The organism is Lysobacter sp. yr284 (assembly GCF_900107375.1).
Taxonomy (GTDB): domain Bacteria; phylum Pseudomonadota; class Gammaproteobacteria; order Xanthomonadales; family Xanthomonadaceae; genus Lysobacter.
Window position 1 is genome coordinate 775,855 of record NZ_FNPT01000001.1, and the last position, 26,079, is coordinate 801,933.

Here is a 26,079-nt window from a genome sequence, read left to right on the forward strand (position 1 = left end):
CGCCGCCATGCGGCGCGCGGGCGGCCACGGCGGCGCCCGCCGCCGTGCGGGTGTGGCCTGCGCGCGATGCTGCGATACTGGCGCGAATCGCGCGTCCTTCCGCACGCGCCGCATCGGAATCCACGCTCATGGAAGACACCACCACGCTGGCCCGGCCCGGTTGCGCTCGCCGCCGGTTCGTCGCGATGTTCGCCCTGCCGATCGCGCTGTGCGCCGTCGTCGCCGCGCCCGCCGCGTTCGCCAGCGGCCACCTGCCCGGCTTCCCGATCCCGCCGCGCAGCTTCGCCGATTACGCCGCGTGCAAGGCCTTCCTCGAACAGACCGCGCGCGACGACCGCGCCCGCGCCGAGGCCCAGCCGCGCGAGACCGAACCCGGCGTCACCCGGCAGACGCTGGTGATCAGCGACGGCGTGACCGAGTCCGGCGAGAATCAGGCCGCGTACCGCGTCCAGGTCGGCGCGCAGTTCCGCCGCCGCGACGAAGCGCGCGAGTCGATCGTGACCACGTTTTCCTACGACGAGAACAGCTACCGCTGCAACGGCGGCCAGCTCAGCGGCGAGTCCGGCGCGCGCGGTTACTACCAGCCCGGCTACGAGCCGCTTCCCGCGCCGGCGCGTTGAGGCGCGCAACCGCGAGGCTGCGCAGGCCCGGATTGCTGGCGCGGTGCGCCCGGTTCGAAAACGACAGCGTCGGGCCTGAAAGCCCTGCTACCAAGCTGCGGCCGGCACTGCCGCTTGCGGCCTATCGCTCACGGCTCACGGCTCACGGCCGCCCTCGCCCTCGCCGGACAGGCCGTGCCGCGTGCGCAAGACCGGCGCCCAGGGCCGATTTGTTTTTTTGGGTGTTTCTGACCGGTGCAGCCGCCGCGCCGGTTTGACAACGTTGTCATCCGTGCGCGAAGTTTGTCCGCTGCGATCCGTCGCCAGTGCGCGATCACCCGAACACTCGACCACAAAGGGACCAACCCCATGGGGCAGCACCGTTGCCTGGGCGCCGGCATTCTCGCCGCGTCGATCTTCCTTGCCGGCTGCAATCAACACGCCGACCCGGCCGCCGCGCCGGCGCCCAAGCCGGCCGAACCGGCCGCCGCCGCGCCGGCCGCGGCCGAAGCCGCGGTGTTTTTCGACGACTTCACCTACCCCGACTTCGCCGCGTTCCAGAGCAACGGCTGGAAGGTCCGCACCGAGACCGGCCATCCCGGCATCAAGGGCGCGACCTGGTCCGCCGAAGGCCTGTCCTTCCACGCCGACATCGCCGATACCCAGGGCGGCGCGGTGCGGATGAGCTCGGTCACCAACGGCAAGGCCGACAAGACCCGCCAGACCCAGTTCTGCCACGCGCGCAAATACCGCGAAGGCACCTACGCCGCGCGCATCTTCTTCCGCGATACGCCCAGCTACGGCCCGGACGGCGACGAAGTCATCCAGACCTTCTACGCCATCAGCCCGCTCAAGGCGCCGATGGACAAGAACTACAGCGAGACCGACTTCGAGTACCTGCCCAACGGCGGCTGGGGCGAGAACAGCAAGCCGGCGATGTGGACCACCAGCTGGGACACCTTCCAGCTCGAACCGTGGACCAAGGTCAACGAGTTCACCCGCCACGAAGGCAGCTACGCCGGCTGGCGCACCCTGGTGCTCACCGTCGCCGACAAGCAGCTCAAGTACTACGTCGACGGCAAGCTGTTCTCCGAACACAGCAGCGCGGTGTATCCGGAAGACTTCATGTCGATCAACTTCAACCTGTGGTTCATGCCCAAGGGCGCGGACGGCTCGCTGGGGCCGGTGGATTCGCCGCAGATGCGCGAGTACCAGGAAGACATCGACTGGGTGTTCTTCCACGAAGGCGCGGCGCTGTCGACCGCGGACGTGGAGAAGCAGGTCGCCGCGCTGCGCGGCAAGAACGTGGCCCACCTCGACAACGTCAAGGAACAAAGCCCGCCGCTGCCCTCGCCCTGCGGGCTCTGATCGCCGCCCGCCGCCGCGCGCGGCGCCGCACCTGCCAAAGGCCCGCGAATGCGGGCCTTTTTCTTGCCGGCGCGGCAGCGACCGGCGCGACCGGGCGTTTGCGCCCGCCGCGCGGGTTCACGGCCGGCCGCGCGCCGCGTTGGTAAGGGCGAACTCGGCCGACGCCGCGCGGGCGGCCCGACCGCAGCGACGGCGCCGGCGCGAGAGCGACCCCACCCGAGACACGAGGAAGCCGTCATGAGCAACTACTGGCCCGAGCAGAACTTCGACACCGGCAAGTTCCACCTGCAGCTGCACCCCTACATCGCCGCGCCGGAGAACGTGTTCGATCCGCACGCGGCGCTGCAGTACGGCGCCGACTTCAAGGCCCGCTTCGCCCGCGCCGCGCCGCAAACCGACGAGATCGGCCTGCTGCAACTGATCTTCCCGCAGACGGCGGTGTTTCCGGCCACCCAGGTGCGCGCGTGGAACGTCGACAAGCGCGCGCCCACGCCCGCGCTGACGCCGATGCGCAACTGCCTGTACAGCGAACCCGGCGCGGTCATCGGCACGCACTCGCAGTTCTACGCCGGCCAGCCGACCCGCTACCTGTCGCCGACCGAATGCTGGCTGATCGACACCCCGCGCGAGTTCAACAACCGCTTCGACCAGGGCCACTTCACCGGCGACACCACCACCAAGTTCGCCAATTACGTGGTCAACACGGTCAGCGGCAAAGTCTTCGACCAGGGCATGGTGTGGGGCTATCACGTCGTGCAGAACAGCAAGAAGCTCACCGAGTTCGAACCGGTGATCCTGGCGCCGAAGGAATCGCGGCTGAGCCAGAGCAACGAACACCTCGACGCGATCGCGCGCTTCCTCAACCTCACCCGCGAACAGGTCAAGAACTACATCGCCACCTGAGCGCACGCGGCCGGGCCGCCGCGCCGGCCGCGCGCGGGCGCGCCCGGCGGCGCATCGCCCCGTCCCGCCCCACCGCAGCGCGACCGCGTCCGAATTGACCGCCCTGCCCCCGGCGCCTAGAATTGCCGTCCTTCGCCGGAATAGCTCAGTTGGTAGAGCGGCGCATTCGTAATGCGTAGGTCGCAGGTTCGATTCCTGTTTCCGGCACCAAGTAACCCCGAGAACAGCCCAACCGCCCGGCCAACGATCCAACGGCCGCGCCGCGTCCGGACGCCTCTCCCAAACGGCCCCGCCTCCACGCGGGGCCGTTTGCGTTTCCGGCGCCGCCCGATCCGGCCGCGCGCGGATGGCGCCCGGCTGCGCATCCCGGCGCCCGGCCTGCGCCACCCGCGCCCGCGCCATCCCTGCCCGCGCCGCGCCGTCCGCCTGGCGAAACCCGCAAGCGTGGCGCCGTCTTCGCGACTGCGCCGCCCCCAGCGCACGCCCGGTGCGCTTCGCCGCGCACGCCCGATCCGCGACCTCGTTGCCGCTTTGCGCCATAGCGCACGTCGAATGTGCTGTTTTGTGCGCTCGCGCCAAGGCGGGGCGCTTGCCGATGGCCGAGTCTCGCCGCGCGGCGCGGGTGCAGGGGGCCGCTGCCGCTGCCACCTTTCTTCGCAGCAGGAGCCCCCCATGACCCGTTCTGTGTTGCAACGCGGCTTGCCGCTCGCGCTGGCGATCGGCGCCACGCTCGCCGCCGCCTCGGCCCACGCCAAGCTGCCCGACGGCGCGCTCGATCCCGCCTTCGGCCGCCGCGGCCTGGTCGTCACCGATTTCCCGGTCAACGACGATTTCGTCCGCGCCGTCGCGATCCAGGCCGACGGCAAGATCCTCACCATCGGCGAAGGCGGCGGCGACGAGCCGCTGCACCGCGATTACCTCCATTGCCGGCTGTTGCGCTTCGGCGCCGACGGCAAGCTCGATGCCGGCTTCGGCGACGGCGGACAGGTGCGCATCGCGCTGCGCTCCAACGCGCAGCCGTCCGCGTGCCGCGCGCTGGCGGTGCAGGCCGACGGCCGCATCCTCGTCGCCGGCGGCAACAAGGGCGATGCGCTGCTGCTGCGCTTCCTCGCCGACGGCCGGCCCGACCGCAGCTTCTCGCGCGACGGCGTGCAGACCCTCGACGCCGGCGGCTTCGACGAGTTCTACGGCCTCGCGCTGCAGGCCGACGGCCGCATCCTCGCCGCCGGCAAGCGTTTCGACGCCGCCAGCGGCCAGGATGCGGTGGTGCTCGCGCGCTACCGCGGCGACGGCAACGCCGACCGCAGCTTCGGCCGCAACGGCGTGGTGGTGACCGCGCATCCCGAGCAGGCCCAGGGCGCCGGCGCCGGGCACGTGCTGTTGCAGCCCGACGGCAAGATCGTCGTCGCCGGCGGCGGCGGGCGCTGGAACCTGATCGCACGCTACCTGCGCGACGGCCGCCCCGATCCGGCGTTCGGCAAGAACGGCAGCACCCTCGACCGCATCACCGGCCTCGACGCCGGCGCGCAGGGGCTGGTGCTGCAGACCGACGGCAAGTTCCTCAGCAGCCATCCCATCGTCGCCGGCACCGGCGTGCGCGGCACCCTGCTGCGCCACAACGCCGACGGCAGCCTCGACACCGCGTACCACCGTCCGGACCTGGAGATCGCCGGCCGGCTGGCGCCGCAGTCCGATGGCCGCGTGCTGGTGGTCGGCAACACCGCCGGCGCCGCGCCCAAGCCCGGCCGCCTGCAGCGGGTGAACCCGGACGGCTCGGTCGATACCGGCTTCGCGGTCGCGCCGATCGACTTCGGCGGCAACGAGGATTACTTCATCGACCTCGCCGTGCCCAGCGGCGGCCGCATGGTGGTGGCGGCGTGGCTCAGCGACGAGAACCGCATCGGCCTGGCGCGGGTCGCGGCGACTACTTACTGCCTGGCCGACCCGGTCAATCCGGGCCGCTGGATCGGCTTCAGCGAAAGCGGCTGGTTCGCCACCATCGACAGCGGCGTCGGCGGCAGCGGCCAGGGCCTGCTGGCGAAGGGCCGGCTGCGCTCGGTGCAGCCGCCGGGCCAGCCGGCCGGGCGCGCGCTCAGCGCCGGCGGCCCGGCGCCCGCGGCGTACCGGGTCGACGCGTTCGCGGTCACCGGCGACGTGCGCGGCTTCGGCTTCGCCAACGTCAGCAAGCGCGGCAGCGCGCCGGCGACGTACGGCCTGGTGGATACGCGCATGAACGATCCGGCCTGCAGGATCCTGCCGGGGCGGTAGGCCGCGGCGCGCGCGGACCGACAACCGCCGCTCCGCGCAAGCGCGTTCGCGCCGCGAGCGAGCCGGCGCACGCCAGGCGGCGCAAACAAAAACGGCCGGACCTTCGGGTCCGGCCGCCATCGCGGTCTTCCTGTTCGTACGGCGCGTCAGCCGACCAGCTGCAGCCGCAGTTCCTTCGGCAGCGCGAACACCATGCTCTCCTGCTCGCCGTCGAGCTCGGTCACGCGATCGGCGCCGAGTTCGCTCAGGCGGTCGATCACCCCGCGCACCAGCACTTCCGGCGCCGAAGCGCCGGCGGTGATGCCGATGCGGCTGCGGCCCTCGATCCAGCGCGGATCGATCTCGTCCGCGCCGTCGACCAGGTAGGAGGTCACGCCCTCGCGCTCGGCCAACTCGCGCAGGCGGTTGGAGTTGGAGCTGTTCGGCGAACCGACCACCAGCACCAGGTCGCAGCGCGCGGCCAGTTCGCGCACCGAATCCTGGCGGTTCTGGGTGGCGTAGCAGATGTCGTCGTTCTTCGGGCCCTGGATCGCCGGGTACTTGGCGCGCAGCGCCTCGATCACGCTGCGGGTGTCGTCGACCGACAGCGTGGTCTGGGTGGTGTAGGCCAGGTTGTCGGGCTGGTCGACCTGCATCGCGGCGACGTCGTCGGCGTCCTCGACCAGGTAGATGCGGCCCGAACCGGCCTCGCGCTTCCACTGCCCCATCGTGCCCTCGACTTCGGGATGGCCCTCGTGGCCGATCAGCACCACGTCGCGTCCGGCGCGGCAGTGGCGCGAGACTTCCAGGTGCACCTTGGTCACCAGCGGGCAGGTCGCGTCGAACACCTTCAGCCCGCGCCGCTCGGCTTCCGCGCGCACCGCCTTGGACACGCCGTGGGCGCTGAAGATCACGGTGGCGCCGTCGGGCACCTCGTCGAGTTCCTCGACGAACACCGCGCCGCGGTGCTTGAGGTCGTCGACGACGAAACGGTTGTGCACGACTTCGTGGCGCACGTAGATCGGCGCGCCGAGGGTCTCGATCGCGCGCTTGACGATCTCGATGGCGCGGTCGACGCCGGCGCAGAAGCCGCGGGGGTTGGCGAGCAGGACGTCCATGGCGCGATTGTACTCCGGTGCCGGCGGGCGGACGGTTAAACGAGAGCGGCGGCGAGCGAAACCGGCGGAACGCGGCGTTGCGGCAGGCCCGCGCCCGGCCTCGCAGTCAGGCCTTGCCCGCGCCCGGCGGGCGGCGTTCGGCCTCGGGCTTGCTGAACAGCCCGAACGCGGCGATCCCGATCGCGCCGCCGACGATGGCCGCGTCGGCGATGTTGAACGAGGGCCAGTAGAAGCTGCGCCAGTACCACTGGATGAAGTCGACCACGTGGCCGTGCATGAGCCGGTCGATGACGTTGCCGATCGCCCCGCCGATCACCAGCGCGTACGGCAGCGCGGTCTTCCAGTCGCCGCGCGGGGTGCGTGCCAGCCAGCGCGCCAGCAGGCCGCTGATGGCCAGGGCCAGGACCAGGAAGAAATACTTCTGCCAGCCGCCGGCGTCGCTGAGGAAGCTGAAGGCCGCGCCGGTGTTGTAGCTGCGGTACCAGTTCCAGAAGCCCTCGATCACCACCACCGGGGTGTATTCGGGCAGCGAGGCCAGCACCCAGTTCTTGCTCCACTGATCGAGCGCGACGATCGCGATCGAGACGATCAACCAGGGCAGCGCGTTCTTGGCAGGGGTGCTTGTCATTGGCTCGGGGTCGGGAAGTCGGGATCGGGGAGTCGGGAAGCGGCGCGCGCGGCGAAGCGCGCGCGCCGCGGTCGCATCAGAACCAGCGGCGTTCTTCGCCGGGGCCTTCGACGTTGCTCACGCAGCGTCCGCACAGCTGCGGGTGCCGCGGGTCGGAACCGACGTCGGCGCGGTGGTGCCAGCAGCGCACGCACTTGGTCTTGCCGGTCTTGGCCGCGAGCACGGCGATGTCCTTGATGCCGTCGTCGGCCACCACCTCGACATCGCCGCTGATGAACAAGAAGCGCAGTTCGTCGGCCAGCGGCGCCAGCCAGTTCTGGTCGGCCACGCCGCAACGCAGCGAGATCTCCGCCTCCAGCGCCGCGCCGATCTCGCCGGCCGCGCGCATCGGTTCCAGCGCGCGGGTCACGCTCTCGCGCAGTTCCAGCAGGCGCTTGAAGTCCTCGTCCGACAGCGCCGCGTCGGCCGGCAACGGCGCCAGGCCGTCGTACCAGGTGGCGAACAGCACGTTGCCTTCGCGCGCGCCGCGGTCGGTGCCGGCTGGCAGGTGGCGCCACATCTCGTCGGCGGTGAACGCCAGGATCGGCGCGATCCAGCGCACGAACGCCTCGGCGATGCGGTACATCGCGCTCTGCGCCGAACGGCGGCCGCGCGAGTTCTCGCGCATGGTGTAGAGCCGGTCCTTGGTCACGTCCAGGTACAGCGAGCCCAGGTCGACGCTGCAGAAGTTCGACAGCACCTGCACGATCTCGGCGAAGTCGTAGCGCTCGTAGGCCGAGGCGATGCGGTCCTGCACTTCGCTGGCGCGGTGCACGATCCAGCGGTCGAGCGCGACCATGTCCTCCAGCGCCACGCAATCGCGCGCCGGGTCGAAGCCGCTGAGGTTGCCGAGCAGGAAGCGCGCGGTGTTGCGGATGCGGCGGTAGACGTCGGCGTTCTGCTTGAGGATCTTGTCCGACACCGACATCTCGGCGCTGAAGTCGGTCGAGGCGACCCACAGGCGCAACACGTCGGCGCCCATCGCGTCGATGACCTTCTGCGGCACCACCACATTGCCGAGCGACTTGGACTGCTTCTTGCCCTGCTCGTCGACCGTAAAACCGTGCGTCAGCACCTGCCGGTACGGCGCCACGCCGTCCATCGCCACGCCGGTCAGCAGCGCGCTGTGGAACCAGCCGCGGTGCTGGTCGGAGCCTTCCAGGTACAGGTCGGCGGGCTTGCGCAGGCCGTCCTGCGGCCGCTGCGCGAGCACGCATTCGTGGCTGGCGCCGGAGTCGAACCAGACGTCGAGGATGTCGGTGACCTTCTCGTAGTCGGCCGCCTCATCGCCGAGCAACTGTTCGGCGGTCATCGCGTACCACGCGTCCACGCCCTCGCGCTCCACCGCGTCGGCGACCTGGCGCATGATCTCGACCGTGCGCGGATGCGGCTGGCCGCTCTCGCGGTTGAAGAACAACGCGATCGGCACGCCCCAGTAGCGCTGGCGCGAGATGGTCCAGTCCGGACGGCTCTCGATCATGTTGTAGATGCGCGACTCGCCCCAGCCCGGGATCCAGGTCACGCCCGGGATCGCCTTCAGCGCATCGCGGCGCAGCCCGGCCTGTTCCATCGAGATGAACCACTGCGGCGTGGCGCGGAACACCACCGGCGTCTTGTGCCGCCAGCAATGCGGATAGCTGTGCTTGATCCGGCCGCGCGCGAGCAGCGCGCCCTGCTCGCGCAGGATCTGCAGCAACAAGTCGTCGCTCTTGAAGATGTGCTTGCCGGCGAGCGCGTGCTCGCCCACCGCCGGGGTCGACGGCAGGTACAGGCCGCGGCCGTCGACCGGATTGATCTGGCCGGCGGTGTAGCGCTGGATCAGGCCGTACTTGAGCGAGACCGCGTAGTCCTCCTGGCCGTGGCCGGGCGCGGTGTGGACCGCGCCGGTGCCGGCGTCGGTGGTGACGTGCTCGCCCAGCAGCACCGGGATTTCGCGCTCGGCGTAGAACGGATGGCGCAGGCGCAGGCCCTCGAAGGCCTCGCCGGGGTGCGCGGACCAGTCGCGGGTCTCGACGCTGTGGCCCTGCTTGAGCGCCTCGGGCTGGGTGATCGCGGCCAGCACCGCGCTGACCAGCTCGCTGGCGATCAGCAGGTACTCCGGGCGCTGGCCCGGCTCCTTGAACAGCGCGTCCTCGCCCGGCTCGATCCGCACCAGCGAGTACTCGACGCTCGGGCCCATCGACACCGCCAGGCTCGCCGGCAGCGTCCACGGCGTGGTCGTCCAGATCGGCACCGACAGCGGGCTGCCGTCGTCCTGGATCCCGAACACGTCGAACACGCGCTTGCGGTCGAGCACCGGATAGCGCACGTAGATCTGGGTCGATTCCTTGTCGTGGTACTCGATCTCGGCCTCGGCCAGGGCCGAGCCGCAGTCGAAGCACCAGTGCACCGGCTTGGAGCCGCGCACCAGGTGGCCGCGTTCGACGATCTTGGCCAGCGACCGCATGATGTCCGCCTCGTAGCGGAAATCCATGGTCAGGTACGGGTTCTCCCAGTCGCCGATCACGCCCAGGCGCTTGAAGTCGCGGCGCTGCAGATCGACCTGGGTGGCGGCGTACTCGCGGCACTTGGCGCGGAACTGGGCCGCGTCGAGCTTCTCGCCGACCTTGCCCCAGGTCTTCTCGACCTTGGTCTCGATCGGCAGGCCGTGGCAGTCCCAGCCCGGGACATACGGCGCATCGAAGCCGGCCAGCAGCCGCGACTTGACCACGATGTCCTTGAGCACCTTGTTGAGCGCGTGGCCGATGTGGATCTCGCCGTTGGCGTACGGCGGGCCGTCGTGGAGCACGAAGCTGCGCTCGCGGTCCTTCGCCTTCTCGCGAATTCGCTGATACAGGCCTTCGCTTTCCCAGCGCGCCAGGGTCTCCGGCTCGCGCTTGGGCAGGTCGCCGCGCATCGGGAATTCGGTCGCCGGCAGCAGCAAGGTGGCCTTGTACGGGTTGCCGGCGGCGGGTTGGCTCGGGTCGTTGGTCACAGCGGGTCTCGGACGGGTCTTCGGCGGATTGGGTGAAGCTGGGGGCTTACGCGTTCTTTTCGGCCGCGATCGCGGCGGTGTGTTCGGCCGCGCCGGCCAGCGCGCGCAGCGGATCGGGCGGCGACGCGGGATCGAGGCGGCGGCGCTGCGCGTCCAGCGCCAGCGACTCGCGCGCCTGCGCGGCGTCGCGGTGCATTTGCTCGGTCAGCGTCGCCAGGTCGGGGAACTTGAGTTCGGCGCGCAGGTGGGCGACGAATTCGACCTCGATCCTGCGACCGTACAGGTCGCCGTCGAAATCGAACAGATGCGCTTCCAGCAGCGGCTCCACCCCGGCCACGGTCGGACGCGTGCCCAGGCTCGACACCGACGGCCGCGGCCGCTCGCCGATGCCGTGCACCCAGGTGGCGTAGATGCCCGACAGCGCCGGGGTCTTGCCGCCGAAGCGCAGGTTGGCGGTGGGAAAACCGAGGGTGCGGCCGAGCTGGCGGCCGCGCACCACGTGGCCGCCGATCGCGTAGGGCCGGCCGAGCAGGCGCGCGGCGGCGGCGAAGTCGCCGGCCAGCAGGGTCTCGCGGATGCGGGTGCTGGACACGCGCTCGCCGTCCAGGTGCACCGGCTCGATCTCGTGCGCGCCGAAGCCGGCGGCTTCGCCCATGCGCCGCAGCAGCGCGATGTCGCCGCCGCGGGCCTTGCCGAAACGGAACTGCGGGCCGACCCAGACCTCGCGCGCGGCCAGTCGCTCGACCAGCACGCGCTCGACGAATTCCTCGCCGCTCCAGCGGCTCAGCTCGCCGTTGAAGCGCAGCAGGCCGACCTGGTCGGCGTCCAGCGCCAACAGGCCGGCGGCCTTGGCCCGCGGCAGCAGCAGCCGCGGCGGCGGCGCGGCCGGGGCGAAGAACTCGCGCGGCAGCGGCTCGAAGCTCAGCGCCACCGCCGGCACGCCCAGCGCGCGCGCGCGCGCCACCGTGTGGCGCACCAGCGCGCGATGACCCAGGTGCAGGCCATCGAAGGCGCCGATGCAGACCACACTGCCGTGCGGGCATCGCGTCCCGCGGTCGACGTCTCGAAACAGCCTGCTCATTCGGATTCTGGCGTGGAGGAACCCGGATCGCCCGGGATACGGCTCGAAGGATGAATCAGGAAGTATAGCCGCCGGGCGCCGCTCTCAATGGCACCGGGCACCGCGGTTGGCTGCGGGTCGCCGCACGCGGGCCCTCAGCAATGCGCGGGAGGGCCTTCAGGCCCGACGCTTTTGCGCCGGAACCCGGCGACCTGCCCCGAAAGCGTCGGGCCCGAAGGCGCTCGCACAATTCTTGGCCGACGCCAGTGCGCAGCCTCAGTGCCCGCGCAGATCCCGCGGCCGGATGCCCTGCAGCCACAGCAGCGCGCCGTACGCCGCGCCGCCCGCGCCGACCACCACCGCCAGCTTCCACGCCCGCTCCCACCACGGCCAGCCGGTCCAGCCCGGCCACAGCCACAGCAGCAACAGCACCACCACGCTCAGGCCGACGCTGGCCACGCCGATCTGGCGCAGGAACCGGCCCCAGCCCGGCTGGCGCCGGTACACCTTGGCCCGGCGCAGGTACCAGGCCAGTTGCAGCGCGTTGGTCCAGCCGGCGATGGCGATCGCCAGGGCCAGACAGGCGTGCGCGCCGGGCACCTCGCCCAGCGCCTGGGTCAGGCTCGCCCCGCGCGCCAGAGCGGCGCGGCCGGCGTCGCTGAAGTACACCGCCAACAGCAGCAGGCCGACCGTCGACAGCAGGTTCACCGCCACCGACACCACCGCCGACTTGACCGGGGTCTTGGTGTCCTGGCGCGAATAGAACGCCGGCGCCAGCACCTTCACCAGCAAGAACGCCGGCACCGCGGTCGACTGCGCCATCAGGCTCAGCTGGATCATGCGGGTGTCCTGCGGGGTCAGCCGGCCGTACTGGAACAGCGCCGCGATCAGCGCCTCCGCGCACAGCACCAGCCCCAGGCAGGCCGGCACGCCGATCAGCAGGCACAGGCGGAAACCCCAGTCCAGGGCCTTGGAATAGCCCTCGCTGTCGGTCGCGGCGTGGCGCTTGGACAGGTGCGGCAGGATCACCGTGCCGATGGCGACGCCGAACATGCCGAGCGGGAATTCCAGCAGGCGGTCGGTCAGGTACAGCCAGCTGACGCTGCCGACGATCAGGAACGAGGCCAGCGCGGTGTTCAGCAGCAGGTTCAGCTGGGCCACCGACGAGCCGAACAGGGTCGGCACCATCAGCTTGAGGATCTTGCGCACGCCCGAGTGCTTCCAGCCCCAGCGCGGCCGCGGCAGCAGCCCGAGCTTGGCCAGCGCCGGCAACTGGAACGCCAGCTGCAGCACGCCGGCGAAAAACACGCCCCAGGCCAGCGCCAGCACCGGCTCGGCGCCGAACGGCCGCATCAGCGGCGCGGCCGCGGCGGCGGCGGCGATCATCGAGATGTTCAGCAGCACCGGCGACAGCGCCGGCACCGCGAATTTCTCGTAGCTGTTCAACACCCCGCCGACCAGCGAAGCCAGCGAGATGAACAACGCGTACGGGAAGGTGATCTGCAGCATCTGGGTCGCCAGCCGGTACTGCTCGCTGCCGGGGGCGAAGCCCGGCGCGAACACGCCCATGACCCAGGGCGCGGCCAGCACCACCACCGCGGTCAGCACCACCAGCGCCGCCGTCAGGGTGCCGGTGACCCGGTCGATCAGCTCCTTGACCGCGGCGTGGTCGTGGGTTTCCTTGTACTCGGCCAGCACCGGCACGAAGGCCATCGAGAACGAGCCCTCGGCCGACAGCCGGCGCATGAAGTTCGGAATCCTGAACGCGACGAAGAATGCGTCCATCGCCGGGCTCGCGCCGAACTGCCAGGCGTAGACTTGGTCGCGGATCAGCCCGGTGATGCGCGAGATGAAGGTCATCGCGCTGAACACCACCGAGGAGCGCAGCAGGCCGCCCTTGCTCATGCCCGCCCTCCCCGGCGCTGCCCCGTATTGCCACGCCCGAGTCCGGGCGGGTTGACGCAAGCCCCTGAATCGCCCATACTTTTGGGTCTGATTTTCCGCGACTGCGCAAGACCCGGTTCCGACCGTCGTCCGGCGTCTTGTCTCTCGTCTAGTTTCATCAACGTTTTCAACCTAATTTTCAGGAATTCACCGTGGCAAACATCAAGTCCGCCAAGAAGCGCGCCAAGCAGACTGTCGTGCGCAACGCCCGCAACGCCAGCCAGCGTTCGATGCTGCGTACCGCCGTCAAGAAGGTGCTCAAGGCCCTCGGCGAGAACGACGCCGCCGGTGCCAAGTCCGCGTTCGCCGTCGCCCAGCCGATCCTCGACCGTTTCAGCGCCCGTGGCCTGATCCACAAGAACAAGGCCGCTCGCCACAAGAGCCGCCTGTCGGCGCGCATCAAGGCGCTCGCGACCGCCGCTTGACCCGCCGCCCATCCGGGCTGCGACAAACACAAGCCCGGCCTCGGCCGGGTTTTTGTTTGCCTGCAATTTCGTGCCGGCCTGCGCCGCCGCACCCTGCCCGGCCGCGCGCGCGCGCAGCGATGCCGGGACGGGACGAAGTACGCGCATGCCGCGCATCTTCGGCGCGGCCGGTGAAGCGGGATTGAAGTCGGCCGCGCCGCTCGCGCGCACGGCGCGGCCGCGGCGCAAGCCGCGCCGCGACGGGTTCACATGTTGAGGATGCCGAGCCCGAGGCTCAGGGCGCATGGCCGCCGACGGCGTTGGCGGCTTCCAGCGCGTCCTCGCGCTGGCGGTCGAAGAACGCCATCACGTCGCGCATGATCGGCGCCGTGCCTTCGCGACCGATCGCCGAGACCACGTACCAGCGATCCGTCCAGCCCAACTCGGCGAGCGTCGCGCGCACGATCTCCTCGCGCTCCTCGTCCAGCAGCAGGTCGGACTTGTTGAACACCAGCCAGCGCGGCTTGTCGAGCAATTCGGGATCGTGCTTGCGCAACTCGTTCTCGATCGCACGCACCTGCTCGGCCGGGCTCAGGCCCTCAACCCCGCCTTCCATCGGCGCGATGTCGACCAGGTGCAGCAACAGCCGGGTGCGCTGCAGGTGGCGCAGGAACTGCGCACCCAGGCCGGCGCCGTCGGCCGCGCCCTCGATCAGGCCCGGGATGTCGGCAATGACGAAGCTGCGGTGCGCCTCGACGCTGACCACGCCCAGGTTCGGATACAGCGTGGTGAACGGATAGTCCGCGACCTTCGGCGTCGCCGCCGAGACCGCGCGGATCAGGGTGCTCTTGCCCGCGTTGGGGAAGCCGAGCAGGCCGACGTCGGCCAGCAGCTTCAACTCCATCTTGAGCATGCGCTCCTCGCCCGGCAGGCCCGGCAGCGCCTTGCGCGGCGAGCGGTTGACCGAGCTCTTGAAGTGCATGTTGCCCAGGCCGCCCTTGCCGCCGCGCGCGACCAGCAGGCGGTCGCCGTTGGCGGTCAGGTCGCCGATGACCTCGTCGGTCTCGACATTGGTCACCACCGTGCCGACCGGCACGACGATGATCAGGTCTTCGCCGCCCTTGCCGTACATCTGCCGGCCCATGCCGTTCTCGCCGCGCTTGGCGCGGAACTGCTTCTGGTGGCGGAAATCGACCAGGGTGTTGAGGTTCTCGTCGGCCAGCAGGTACACGCTGCCGCCGTCGCCGCCGTCGCCGCCGTCGGGCCCGCCCAGCGGGATGAACTTCTCGCGGCGGAAACCGACGCAGCCGTTGCCGCCGTTGCCGGCGATGACCTGGATTTCAGCTTCGTCTACGAGTTTCATAAGGCGGCAATGAGGAAAATGAGAGGAACGGAGAATGGGGAGCGCGCGGCATCCGCGAGTCTAACTCGGCGTGCCGGCGCATCGGCCCGGACAGCGAAAGCGGGCGGGGACCCAGCGCCCCATCGCCTGCCCTTGAAACGAAAAGCCCCGCCGAAGCGGGGCTCCTCGCGGCAACGTCGCGGCGCGATTACTCGGCGACGACGACGCTGACGGTGCGGCGGCTCTTCGGGCCCTTGGTCGAGAACTCGACCTTGCCGTCGACCAGCGCGAACAGCGTGTGGTCGCGGCCGAGGCCGACGTTGGCGCCCGGGTGGAACTGGGTGCCGCGCTGGCGCACGATGATGTTGCCGGCTTCGATGGCCTGGCCGCCGTAGATCTTCACGCCCAGGTACTTCGGGTTGGAGTCGCGGCCGTTGCGGGTGGAACCTACGCCCTTTTTATGTGCCATGGCTGCTGCTCCTTACTTGTTGTCGCCACCGGCAATGCCGGTGATCTGGATTTCGGTGTAGTGCTGACGGTGGCCCATCTGCTTGCGATGGTGCTTGCGGCGGCGGAACTTGACGATGCGCACCTTGTCGGCGCGGCCGTGGCCGACGACCGTGGCGGTGACGCTGGCGCCCTTGAGCGCGTCGCCGATCTTGATGCCTTCGCCGTCGCCCAGCATCAGGACGGTATCGAACTTGATTTCGCTGCCGGCTTCGACGTCCAGCAGCTCGACGCGGAGCGTCTCGCCTTGCATCACGCGGTATTGCTTACCGCCGGTGACCAGAACTGCGTACATGACCAGATTCCTCTGTAGTTATTTTGGTCCTGCGCCGCCCAAGGATGGACGGACAGAAGCGGAATTCTAGGCGCTTCAGCGAGTTACGGCAACTGCAAGGGTCCGGCGGGCGCGGCCGGGCCTGGCCGCCAAAATCCAGGCCTTGAAAATCAACGACTTAACGGGGCGTAGCTTTGCCCTGCCGATGCCGCTTCGGATCGGGCGCCAGCGAGGCCACCTGAATGCGGCGCAGAGGCCCGCCCGGCCCGGCCGGCCCGGCCGGCCCGGCCGGCGTGTCGCCTTGCCTCGGCCTGGCCGGCCCCGCCCTGCCCCGCAATGAGCCGGCCGGGTGCGTGGTCACGCAGCGCCACGACCCGGCCGGCGCCGGGCCGCCTCCCCGCCTTCGCGACTTTGGCCGATGCGCCAAAGCCGATTCGGCAGCGGAAACAAATTCGCGCGCCCACCTCCACCGCGGTCGCATGCAGTCGCATGTGCGGACAAGAAGCGTGCAAGCGCTCAAGAAAATGCGCCGCCGCGCATCAGAAAGCGCGGCGACGAAGTTCACAGTTCCGGAAGAAATTTTTTCGCGCGAAAAATCCGCGCGCGCATCGCCGCCGACGCCTGCGCGCGCGAAAACGCCTGCAAATCCAGGCCCGCACGAATACCGCTGAAATCGCGGCAAAAAAACCGCCCCTGCATGGATGTGCGCTCAGTCGCATTCATCCGCCGTACACCGCTTCGATGACACTTGCATGCCACCGTCGCGCTCAATTAGCTTCGGACGCGAGCGACTTGCAGGGGGTCGCGCGACATGGAACGGCACCGTCCTTGCGCAGCGCGTGCGACGCATGCGCGCCAGCATGGTGCAGTCGCGTCATCGGGGACTTCCTGCATGGGCTTGCAGTCGTCTGTTCGCTGTCCCGCCAATCCATCGGCACGCACATCGGCAATCCGCGCGGCGGTCCGTCGCCGCGCAACCGCACGCACGCATTCGCGCTGTCCACGCCGCCCGCGGCGCATGGAGACGCAGCGCTGCGCGCGCCGCACACCGCAGCACGCCGGCCCCGCGCCGCGCGCGCTCGCCCAGCAAGTCCCGCCAGCGCGCCCGGCACGGCGCCTGCGCGGACCAAGGCCCGACGCTCGACAGGGGATGCGAAGGGGATCATGCGCAACGAAGGATCAAGGAAGTTTGTCATGACTCGCAAAGCACGTTCGATGAAATGGACCGCTCTGGCGCTGGCGACTGCCGTGGTGATCGCGCCGGTCGCCTATTCCGGCGGCAAATTGCAGGCCGTCAACAAGGTGCCCAACGCCAAGGCCGCCGCCTCGCAGAAGGCGACCAAGCTGGCGCAGGCCAAGCAGACGCCGCAGACCACCTCCAGCCGCTTCATCATCACCCGCGCGTCGGGCGCCGCCGCCAAGGTGAGCGCGGCCGCGATGAACCAGCAGTACGCCAAGGCCGCGACGAAACTCGGCCTGGGCATCAAGCCGCTGCGCACGCTGGCGACCGGCGCGCAGCTGATCAAGACCGATACCCCGCTCGATGCCGCCGCCGAGAAAGATCTGGCGATCGAGCTGATGAAGAACGACCCGAGCATCGTCGAAGTCACCCGCGACAAGCGCGTGCATTCGTTCATGGTGCCCAACGATCCGGGCTACGCCCAGCAGTGGCACTACAAGAACGGCCCGGGCGGCCTCAACCTCGAACCGGCCTGGGACATCGCCACCGGCAGCGGCATCGTGGTCGCGGTGCTCGACACCGGCATCACCCCGCACAGCGATCTCAACGCCAACATCATCCCGGGCTACGACTTCATCGAAGATCCGGAAGTCAGCGTGGACGGCGACGGCCGCGACGCCGACCCGAACGATCCGGGCGACTGGCACGACGGCGAGTGCAACATCTTCGGCATTCCCGAAGACAGCAGCTGGCACGGCACCCACGTGGCCGGCACCATCGCCGCGGTGACCAACAACGGCACCGGCGTGGCCGGCGTCGCCCACGGCGCCAAGGTCCAGCCGGTGCGCGTGCTGGGCAAGTGCGGCGGCTACACCTCCGACGTCATCGACGCCGTGACCTGGGCCTCGGGCGGCAGCGTCGCCGGCGTGCCCAACAACGCCACCCCGGCCGAAGTCATCAACCTCAGCCTCGGCGGTTCCGGCGCGTGCTCGGCGGCCGAGCAGACCGCGTTCGACGGCGCGCGCGCGCGCGGCACCACCGTGGTCATCGCCTCGGGCAACGCCGGCAGCGACGTGTCCGGCTACTCGCCGGCCAACTGCGACGGCGTGATCGCGGTGTCGGCGGTGGGCCCGACCGGCACGCTGGCCGACTACTCCAACTTCGGCAACAAGATCGACGTCGCCGCGCCCGGCGGCTCGGGCGTGGTGCCGGCGGCCGACAACATCCTGTCGACCCTGAACCTGGGCCTGCAGGGCCAGGAAGGCGAAGGCTATGCGTGGATGGCCGGCACCTCGATGGCCTCGCCGCACGTGGCCGGCGTGGTCGCGCTGATGCAGTCGGCGGCTTCGACGCCGAAGACCCCGGCCGAGATCGAGAAGATCCTGGTCAACACCGCCCACGTCGGCGGCCTGCCGGGCGGCTGCAGCTGGAGCAACTGGTGCGGCTCGGGCATCGTCGACGCGCGCCTGGCCACCGCCGTGGCCAAGGGCACCGAAGCGCTCCCGCCGGACCCGCAGGCGCCGGAACCGGAGCCGGCGACCGAGCTGGAGAACGGCATCACCGTGACCAACATCGAGGTCGACGCCAACGGCATCCTGCGCTACCAGCTGCTGGTCCCGAACGGCGCCTCGAACCTGCTGTTGGCCATGTACGGCGGCACCGGCGATTCGGACATCTACGTCAAGTACGGCGCCGAGCCGAGCAGCACCTCGTACGACTGCCGTCCGTTCACCGCCTCCAACAACGAGACCTGCTTCTTCCCGACCCCGAAGGGCGGCGTGTGGTACGTCCAGATCAAGGGCTATCGCGCCTCCAGCGGCATCTCGCTGTACCCCAGCTTCGTCGACGCGAACTATCCGCGCCGCCTCGACGCCAAGGCCAGCGCGCTGCCGAACCACCGCACCTCGGTCAACCTGTCGTGGGAGAAGGGCAAGAAGAACATCGACATCTGGCGCAACGGCGCGATCCTCAAGACCGTCCGCAACACCGGCGCCAATACCGATACCTTCCGCATCATCGGCAGCGGCACCATGAGCTACAAGGTGTGCAACAACGGTACGCAGGAATGCGACGATCCGGTCGAGATCAGCTACAACTCGAGCCGCTGATCGCCGCGCTGCGGCACAGGCACTAAGCGAAGGGCCCGGTACGCCGGGCCCTTCGTGTTTGCGGCACGGCGGGCCCGGCGTCGATGCGGACGCGGCGTCATACCGATACGCCATTTGATTTCAGCACTGACTATGATTATAAGCAGAAAAGAATATCACTTGCTTCTTCCCGGCAGGGTCAGGATATTTAAAATTTATTTATTGAAATTATAATTCCATGAAAAGATATATTTTACCGCTAACCATCTTGCTTGCAACTTTAAGCTGCTCTCAAACACCCAGCCAATTGAATACGAAGCAGAATACAGAAATTAATTCTAAAAATATTATAGAAAAAACTCTTCGGCAAATAAAGCATTACGCCCAGGAGCCAAAATATGTCATCTACCACACCAACGGGATGTGCAATTTTGAAATTTTCATAAACGACATCAAGGCTTCCAAAAGTTTCAACAACAAATCGTTTAGCACAGGCAACGAGATCAATCCGTATCTTAACGGGAAGACCAACACCTTAAAAATAATACTTTATCCGAGAGAAGATCAGGCCAAATTAGATGCTCAGACGGAATTTGATCTAAAAGTCGAATCCTATGAGAATACAGACAAGCTTTCAACTGAAAAACAACAGGATAATTTGTTTGCATATAGCGCCCCCAAGGATAACGATAGATTATTCAACGGAGCAGGCAAAGAAAGTTTTGAAGAGGAGAAAATTTTTAAATTATCAAATGTACCGTTCGCCATTGATGGCTGGAAAGAAAGCCAGGACCTCAGGAGTTTCGATAAAAAAACATTAGAGGGGACGGCGCTTCAGGCCTATAAAATGATACAGGATGCGTTCAAGGCAAAGGACACGGATAAAATTGCACAGTTCTCTTATAGCAGAATAAAGGATCAGGCAATTTCTCAGTATTTTGACAAAGACGAAATAGAGGAAAGATGGAATGAAGTGGCGTCTATAGCAAAAGCCGATCATTTGGAATTCGCGCCCTTAGATCATTACGAATTGGTTTTTTACGGAGAAGGAAGGCTTGCGGGGTTGAAGAGCATTAGAAAAAATAAAGGCTCCAGAGGGACCTCAGTCTTATCATACAAGTTCAAACAAAATGACAGCTGGACCGAAGCGGAATTAGATTATTTAATACACATCCCAAAAAATAAAACAAAATTTGAAATTTATTGAATCTTGAATATTTATTAACGAAGAAAATTTACCCCCCCCCTTCCCGCAGAAGAGTTTTATAATCGGTTTATTTACATATTGCGTCGCGCAGTTTCCAGCCGTTCTTCCCGCGAACGCGGGAATCCAGGACTTTTCGAGCGGGAAGCCGTCGCTTCCAGTCGACCCCGGCATAGGCGGACGGCGGCATTGCAGCGATGAGGCCCTGGATCCCCGCGTTCGCGGGAATGACGGGATGGACGAGCGCCGACATGCACGGACGAATCGGCGATGCTGCAGCCGCGGTCGAGCCGCTTGCGTCGCGGTGCGTGCAGCGCGAGCGCGACTGATTCGCCGGGAACTTGCGCGCCGCGACGAACTCCGTTAACCCGTAGCCACTGGCCTGTCACCGCCGCGATGCATCGACACCGAAGCGTCACGGCACGCATCACCTCGTTGCTCGCAGCCCATCTCCTCGCAGCCCATCTCCTCGCAGCCCATCCAGCGGAGACTCCATGCGCACTGCCCGTTCCAACCGCCACCCCGCATCCCGCGCCCGCCGCGGCGCCCTCGCCGCCACCGCGCTGCTGGCCGCCCTCGCCGGCCTGGGCGCCTGCAACCGCAACGCCCCGGCCACCGACGCCGCGCCCGCTGCCGATGCGGCCGCGCCGGCGGCCGCCACGGCGCCGGTCGAGCCGGTCGAAGCCAAGCTCGGCCTGGCCAACAACAACGGCGCGATCCGCTACGACGGCCGGGTCGACAGCGAAGCCGCCCGCAAGGCGCTCGGCATCGCCCTCGCCCAGGCCTATTCGGGCCAGATCGCCGGCGATCTGGAGGTCGCCAAGGCGGTCAAGCCGGCGCCGTGGCAGGAGAAACTGCCGCAGTTCGTCGCCGCGCTGACCATGTCCGGGGTCGCGGTGACCTTCGAAGGCAACAGCGTCGAGCTCAGCGGCCAGGCCAGCGACGCCGACCGCGCGCTGCTGCTGGAGAAGGCCAAGACCCTGTTCCCGGGATTCCGCTACGGCGGCCTGTTCGAGGGCGTCGGCGGCGAAGCCGCGTCCAGCGACGCCGCCGCGCAGGCGCTGGCCGCGCTGGTGCCGGGCAAGTCCGGCGCCGGCGAGATCGCGCAGGCGCTGAACAAGGTCGAGGTGCGCTTCGAGGACGGCGGCGCGCGCATCGCCCCGGCCAGCCTGGACATCCTCAGCCGCGCGGCCAAGGCGATCGCGGCCGGGCCCAAGGACGCGCGCTACGAGATCGTCGGCCCGGGCGGCGGCGCCGGCCAACCGGCCGACAACGAGATCCTCTCGCGCCAGCGCGCCGAAGCGGTCAAGGTCCAGCTGATCGTCGCCGGCGCCAACCCCGGCGCGCTCGACACCCGCGGCGAAGCGGGCGCGACGGCGACGCCGCTGAAGTTCAATCCGGTCAAGTAGCGCCCTGAATCGAACCGTCCGGCGGCCGCCGCGAACCGTCGCGGCGGCCCAAAACTGAACGAAGACGACAAACGCGGCCAAGGCCGCGTCCTGTGGCAGGGCCTTCAGGCCCGATGCTTTGGTCCCAAGATCGCGGCGATCTGAGACAAGAGCATCGGGCCTGAAGGCCCTCCCACAGCCTTATGGGCCGCGCATTTTCGCGTCGTCCGCCGCGTCGCCGCGCGCGCGTCCGGCCTGCGGCCGCGACCCGCGACCCAAGCCCCACGGGCCTGCGCCGGCATCGCCCGCGCGCCCCGCCGCGGCTTCGGTTCCGCCGATTTGCCCCCATCTCCCCCACTCGATACGCTCCCCTGTTCGCCGTCGCCTTCCGCGCCGGCGACCCTCCCCCTTGCAGGCACCCGATGGCGCTGGACTACATCCGCATCCGCGGCGCGCGGACGCACAACCTCAAGAACATCGATCTCGATCTGCCGCGCGACAAGCTGATCGTGATCACCGGGCTGTCCGGTTCGGGCAAGTCCTCGCTGGCCTTCGACACGATCTACGCCGAAGGCCAGCGCCGCTACGTCGAGTCGCTGTCGGCGTACGCCCGGCAGTTCCTGTCGGTGATGGAAAAGCCCGATGTCGACCACATCGAAGGCCTGTCGCCGGCGATCTCGATCGAGCAGAAATCCACCTCGCACAACCCGCGCTCGACCGTGGGCACGATCACCGAGGTCTACGACTACCTGCGCCTGCTGTACGCGCGCGTCGGCAGTCCGCGTTGCCCGGATCATCACTATCCGCTGGAAGCGCAGACCGTCAGCCAGATGGTCGACCAGGCGATCGCGTTGGACCCGGAGCAGCGCTACATGCTGCTGGCGCCGGTGATCCGCGAGCGCAAGGGCGAGCACGCCCAGGTGTTCGAGCAGCTGCGCGCGCAGGGCTTCGTGCGCGTGCGCGTGGACGGCGCGCTGTACGAGATCGACGCGGTGCCGCCGCTGGCGCTGCGGGTCAAGCACACCATCGAGGCGGTGGTCGACCGCTTCCGCCCGCGCGAGGACATCAAGCAGCGCTTGGCCGAATCCTTCGAGACCGCGCTCAAGCTCGGCGACGGCATGGCCCAGGTGATGTCGCTGGACAACGCCGAGACCGCGCCGCTGTTGTTTTCGTCCAAGTACAGCTGCCCGGTCTGCGATTACTCGTTGCCGGAACTCGAACCGCGGCTGTTCTCGTTCAACTCGCCGGTCGGCGCCTGCCCGACCTGCGACGGCCTCGGCGTGGCCGAGTTCTTCGATCCGGCGCGCGTGGTCGTGCATCCGGAGCTGTCGCTCGCCGCCGGCGCGGTGCGCGGCTGGGACCGCCGCAACGCCTACTATTTCCAGCTGATCCAGTCGCTGGCCAAGCACTACAAGTTCAACGTCGACACGCCGTGGCAGTCGCTGAGCGCCGCCCAGCAAAAAGCAGTGCTGTACGGCAGCGGCGACGAGCTGATCAGCTTCAACTACATCACCGAGAACGGCGGCCGCAGCCAGCGCAAGCACCGCTTCGAAGGCATCGTGCCGAACCTGGAGCGGCGCTACCGCGAGACCGAATCGGCCGCGGTGCGCGAGGAATTGGCCAAGTTCATCAGCCAACGCCCCTGCCCCGACTGCGGCGGCGCGCGCCTCAACCGCGCCGCGCGCAACGTGTTCGTGGCCGAGCGGCCGCTGCCGGACCTGGTGGTGCTGCCGGTCGACGATGCGCTGGAATTCTTCAAGACCCTGCAGTTGCCGGGCTGGCGCGGCGAGATCGCGGTCAAGATCGTCAAGGAGATCGTCGACCGCCTGCGCTTCCTGGTCGACGTCGGCCTGGATTACCTCACGCTCGAGCGCAAGGCCGACTCGCTGTCCGGCGGCGAGGCCCAGCGCATCCGCCTGGCCAGCCAGATCGGCGCCGGCCTGGTCGGCGTGATGTACGTGCTCGACGAGCCGTCGATCGGCCTGCACCAGCGCGACAACGAACGCCTGCTCGGCACCCTGACCCGCCTGCGCGACCTCGGCAACACGGTGATCGTGGTCGAGCACGACGAGGACGCGATCCGCCTGGCCGACTACGTCGTCGACATCGGCCCCGGCGCCGGCGTGCACGGCGGCGAGGTGATCGCGCAAGGCCAACTGCAGGACGTGCTCAAGGCGCCGCGTTCGCTGACCGGCCAGTACCTCAGCGGCAAGCGCAAGATCGACATCCCGAAGAACCGGCACAAGCCCAATCCGAAGGCGACCATGCACCTGCGCGGCGCCACCGGCAACAACCTCAAGGACGTCGACCTGTCGATCCCGGCGGGCCTGCTGACCTGCGTCACCGGCGTGTCGGGTTCGGGCAAGTCGACCCTGATCAACGACACCCTGTACGTCATCGCCGCCAACGAACTCAACGGCGCGGCGCAGACGCCGGCGCCGCACAAGGCGGTCGAGAACATCGAGTTGTTCGACAAGGTCGTGGACATCGACCAGTCGCCAATCGGCCGCACCCCGCGTTCGAACCCGGCCACCTACACCGGCCTGTTCACCCCGCTGCGCGAGCTGTTCGCGCAGGTGCCGGAAGCGCGCTCGCGCGGTTATTCGCCGGGCCGTTTCAGCTTCAACGTGCGCGGCGGCCGCTGCGAGGCTTGCCAGGGCGACGGTTTGATCAAGGTCGAGATGCACTTCCTGCCCGACGTGTACGTGCCCTGCGACGTCTGCCACGGCAAGCGCTACAACCGCGAGACGCTGGAAGTCCTGTACAAGGGCTACAACATCAACGACGTGCTGGAGATGACGGTCGAAGCCGCGCTGGGGCTGTTCGAGGCCGTGCCGACCATCGCCCGCAAGCTGGAAACGCTGATGGACGTGGGCCTGAGCTACATCAAGCTGGGCCAGAGCGCGACCACGCTGTCCGGCGGCGAGGCGCAGCGGGTCAAGCTGTCCAAGGAACTCTCACGCCGCGACACCGGCCGCACCCTGTACATCCTCGACGAGCCCACCACCGGCCTGCACTTCCACGACATCGAGCACCTGCTCGCAGTGCTGCACCGCCTGCGCGACGACGGCAACACCGTGGTCGTGATCGAGCACAACCTCGACGTGATCAAGACCGCCGACTGGGTCATCGACCTGGGCCCGGAAGGCGGCCACCGCGGCGGCAGCATCCTCGCCACCGGCACGCCCGAGCACATCGCCTCGTTGCCGCAGTCCTACACCGGCCGCTTCCTGGCGCCGATGCTGGGGATGCCGGTGCCGGGCGAACCGGCGTCGGGCAAGGCCGGCCGCGACAAGAAGCCGGCCAAGCCCGCCGCCAAGGCGCCCGCCAAGAAGACCAAGACCGACGCGCCGGCCGCGCGCGCCAAGAAGAAATCCGCCGCATGAGCGACAGCGACAAGCAGACCCCGGCCAAGGCCGACCACCCGGCCGACGCCAAGCGCGACGGCAAACCGGCCGCCAAGCAGGCCGGCAAGAAAGCAGCCCCGCGCAAGCGGGCGCCGCGCAAGCGCAAGAACGACGCGGTCGCGCCCGCGCCGGCTGCCGCCGCCGACAGCAGCGTTGCGACGACGCCCGAGGCAAGCGCAGGCGAAGCGGCCGCGGCCGTTTCCGAAACGACTCGCGCGCGCGAGCCCCGTCCCGCCCGCGCGCGCAGCGAATCCGCGGCGCCGCCGGCGCAGCCGCCAGCGCCGGTCGTCGCGCAGATGGTCGAATCCGTCGCCGTCGCGCCCGCCGCGTTGATCCGGGTGCCGCTGTCGGTGCGCTGGCGCGACCTGGACGCGTTCAACCACGTCAACAACTCCAAGTTCCTCAGCTACCTCGAGGAAGCGCGCCTGCGCTGGATGGTGACCCTGCCCGGCCACGGCATGGACGAGCACGTCGCGCCGGTGGTCGCGGCCGCGCACCTGAACTACCGCCGGCCGATCGAATGGCCGAAAGAGATCGACATCGAACTGTTCGTCGAGCGCCTGGGCAACACCAGCCTCAGCGTCGGCCACCGCATCGTCGGCGCCGACGATCCCGACGCGCTGTACTGCGACGGCAACGTGGTGATGGTGTGGATCCATCGCGAGACCGGCCAGCCGGCGGCGCTGCCGGAGCCGGTGCGGCGGGCCTGCACGGCGGGCTGAGCGGCCGCGGTCGGTACATGTGGGAGGGCCTTCAGGCCCGAGGCGTTTGTTTCAGGACGGCGCGACCGGGCCGAAAGGCATCGGGCCTGACCGCCGTCCCTCAGCAGCAAGAGCATCGGGCCTGAGGGCCCCTCCCGCACAAGCATCCGCGGCCCCGCACGGGGCCTGCCTTCAAGGCGCGGCCTTGCGCACCTCGAACTCGCCCAGCAGCGAGCCGCCGCCCTTCAATTCGAACTCGATCGCCACCCGGCTGCCTTGCTTGAGCGGCGCGTGCGGCTGCATCAGCATCAGGTGCATGCCGCCGGGCTTGAGCACGGCCGCGCCGTCGGGCGCGATGCGCAGTTCCGGCAGCGCGCGCATCTTGCTGACACCGTCGACGATGCGCGTCTCGTGCAGCGACACGTCGGCGAAGGCCGCGCTCTTGGCGCCGACGATGATCACCGGCGCCGCGCAGCGGTTCTCGATCCGGCCGAAGCCGGCCATCATCGGCATCTGCATCGGCGGCAGCCGCACCCAGCCTTCGCGCACCTGCGCCGCGCACGCCTTCGCCGCTGCCGGCGCGGGCGATTTCGCCGCGACGCCGTTCATCGAAGCGGCCAACAACGCCGCCAGCGCCAACCCCGTTCGGATGCGAGATACGTTCATCGGCCTATGATAACCCTCGGCCGACGATCGGCCGTACAG

The 26,079-nt window shown here is 68.6% G+C and carries 20 protein-coding genes, 1 tRNA gene and 1 pseudogene; 12 read left to right on the forward strand and 10 right to left on the reverse strand.

The features are described from left to right. Nucleotides 1-128: 128 nt before the first annotated feature. The 5 genes from BLV01_RS03145 to BLV01_RS03165 all read left to right on the forward strand — a co-directional run bounded on the left by BLV01_RS03145 (nt 129) and on the right by BLV01_RS03165 (nt 5,138). Complete coding sequence (locus tag BLV01_RS03145) at nt 129-620, forward strand: hypothetical protein (RefSeq protein WP_091793951.1); 492 nt, start codon at nt 129-131, stop codon at nt 618-620. A gap of 348 nt (nt 621-968) precedes the next feature. Further along, nucleotides 969-1,967, forward strand: a complete 999-nt coding sequence (locus BLV01_RS03150; protein ID WP_217633431.1) for a glycoside hydrolase family 16 protein — start codon at nt 969-971, stop codon at nt 1,965-1,967. Nucleotides 1,968-2,204: 237 nt separating this feature from the next. Next, on the forward strand, nt 2,205-2,870 hold the full coding sequence (locus BLV01_RS03155) for a hypothetical protein (protein ID WP_091793952.1): 666 nt from the start codon (nt 2,205-2,207) through the stop codon (nt 2,868-2,870). A 134-nt stretch (nt 2,871-3,004) separates the two neighbouring features. Next, nucleotides 3,005-3,080, forward strand: a tRNA-Thr gene (locus BLV01_RS03160). Nucleotides 3,081-3,542: 462 nt separating this feature from the next. Beyond that, a complete protein-coding gene (locus BLV01_RS03165) occupies nt 3,543-5,138 on the forward strand; it encodes a hypothetical protein (protein WP_175485749.1) in 1,596 nt (531 codons plus the stop codon). Nucleotides 5,139-5,284: 146 nt separating this feature from the next. On the opposite strand, the gene ispH is transcribed toward BLV01_RS03165, so the two are convergent. The 5 genes and pseudogenes from ispH to murJ all read right to left on the reverse strand — a co-directional run bounded on the left by ispH (nt 5,285) and on the right by murJ (nt 12,841). Next, nucleotides 5,285-6,235: a 4-hydroxy-3-methylbut-2-enyl diphosphate reductase gene (ispH, locus tag BLV01_RS03170; protein ID WP_091793956.1), complete on the reverse strand. Its 951-nt coding sequence runs from the start codon at nt 6,233-6,235 to the stop codon at nt 5,285-5,287. Nucleotides 6,236-6,341: 106 nt separating this feature from the next. Further along, entirely contained in the window at nt 6,342-6,863 is a 522-nt protein-coding gene (gene lspA, locus BLV01_RS03175; protein WP_091793958.1) for a signal peptidase II, read from the reverse strand. A gap of 76 nt (nt 6,864-6,939) precedes the next feature. Then, nucleotides 6,940-9,798 carry an isoleucine--tRNA ligase gene (ileS, locus tag BLV01_RS03180; RefSeq protein WP_217633448.1) on the reverse strand — a complete coding sequence of 953 codons (2,859 nt, stop codon included), beginning with the start codon at nt 9,796-9,798 and terminating at the stop codon, nt 6,940-6,942. Nucleotides 9,799-10,033: 235 nt separating this feature from the next. Continuing rightward, nucleotides 10,034-10,957: pseudogene (locus tag BLV01_RS03185) on the reverse strand (bifunctional riboflavin kinase/FAD synthetase); the annotation flags it as partial. 255 nt (nt 10,958-11,212) lie between these two features. Next, entirely contained in the window at nt 11,213-12,841 is a 1,629-nt protein-coding gene (murJ, locus tag BLV01_RS03190; protein ID WP_091793964.1) for a murein biosynthesis integral membrane protein MurJ, read from the reverse strand. A 191-nt stretch (nt 12,842-13,032) separates the two neighbouring features. Between murJ and rpsT the strand changes: the two genes are divergently transcribed. Next, nucleotides 13,033-13,305: a 30S ribosomal protein S20 gene (gene rpsT / locus BLV01_RS03195; RefSeq protein ID WP_091793966.1), complete on the forward strand. Its 273-nt coding sequence runs from the start codon at nt 13,033-13,035 to the stop codon at nt 13,303-13,305. Between the two features lie 274 nt (nt 13,306-13,579). Here the strand turns inward: rpsT and cgtA are convergent, their stop codons facing one another. The 4 genes from cgtA to BLV01_RS26055 form a co-directional block, all read right to left on the reverse strand. Continuing rightward, on the reverse strand, nt 13,580-14,647 hold the full coding sequence (gene cgtA / locus BLV01_RS03200) for an Obg family GTPase CgtA (RefSeq protein WP_091793968.1): 1,068 nt from the start codon (nt 14,645-14,647) through the stop codon (nt 13,580-13,582). Nucleotides 14,648-14,834: 187 nt separating this feature from the next. After that, nucleotides 14,835-15,095, reverse strand: coding sequence for a 50S ribosomal protein L27 (rpmA, locus tag BLV01_RS03205; RefSeq protein WP_078998824.1), 261 nt, complete (start codon nt 15,093-15,095; stop codon nt 14,835-14,837). A gap of 12 nt (nt 15,096-15,107) precedes the next feature. Further along, nucleotides 15,108-15,428, reverse strand: coding sequence for a 50S ribosomal protein L21 (gene rplU, locus BLV01_RS03210; RefSeq protein WP_057948185.1), 321 nt, complete (start codon nt 15,426-15,428; stop codon nt 15,108-15,110). A 540-nt stretch (nt 15,429-15,968) separates the two neighbouring features. Next, entirely contained in the window at nt 15,969-16,130 is a 162-nt protein-coding gene (locus tag BLV01_RS26055; RefSeq protein ID WP_175485750.1) for a hypothetical protein, read from the reverse strand. A gap of 492 nt (nt 16,131-16,622) precedes the next feature. Between BLV01_RS26055 and BLV01_RS03215 the strand changes: the two genes are divergently transcribed. From BLV01_RS03215 to BLV01_RS03230, 5 genes are all read left to right on the forward strand, one after another. Further along, a complete protein-coding gene (locus BLV01_RS03215; protein WP_217633432.1) occupies nt 16,623-18,695 on the forward strand; it encodes a S8 family serine peptidase in 2,073 nt (690 codons plus the stop codon). A 217-nt stretch (nt 18,696-18,912) separates the two neighbouring features. Continuing rightward, nucleotides 18,913-19,881, forward strand: a complete 969-nt coding sequence (locus tag BLV01_RS25140) for a hypothetical protein (protein WP_139178419.1) — start codon at nt 18,913-18,915, stop codon at nt 19,879-19,881. A 491-nt stretch (nt 19,882-20,372) separates the two neighbouring features. Further along, nucleotides 20,373-21,287: an OmpA family protein gene (locus tag BLV01_RS03220; protein WP_091793970.1), complete on the forward strand. Its 915-nt coding sequence runs from the start codon at nt 20,373-20,375 to the stop codon at nt 21,285-21,287. Nucleotides 21,288-21,688: 401 nt separating this feature from the next. Next, complete coding sequence (uvrA, locus tag BLV01_RS03225; RefSeq protein WP_091793972.1) at nt 21,689-24,652, forward strand: excinuclease ABC subunit UvrA; 2,964 nt, start codon at nt 21,689-21,691, stop codon at nt 24,650-24,652. 317 nt (nt 24,653-24,969) lie between these two features. Beyond that, complete coding sequence (locus BLV01_RS03230) at nt 24,970-25,395, forward strand: acyl-CoA thioesterase (protein ID WP_091794673.1); 426 nt, start codon at nt 24,970-24,972, stop codon at nt 25,393-25,395. Nucleotides 25,396-25,566: 171 nt separating this feature from the next. Here the strand turns inward: BLV01_RS03230 and BLV01_RS03235 are convergent, their stop codons facing one another. After that, complete coding sequence (locus BLV01_RS03235) at nt 25,567-25,893, reverse strand: copper chaperone PCu(A)C (protein WP_343124238.1); 327 nt, start codon at nt 25,891-25,893, stop codon at nt 25,567-25,569. Between BLV01_RS03235 and BLV01_RS26720 the strand changes: the two genes are divergently transcribed. After that, on the forward strand, nt 25,829-26,050 hold the full coding sequence (locus BLV01_RS26720) for a hypothetical protein (protein ID WP_254782516.1): 222 nt from the start codon (nt 25,829-25,831) through the stop codon (nt 26,048-26,050). The genes BLV01_RS03235 and BLV01_RS26720 overlap by 65 nt on opposite strands. Nucleotides 26,051-26,079 lie beyond the last annotated feature (29 nt).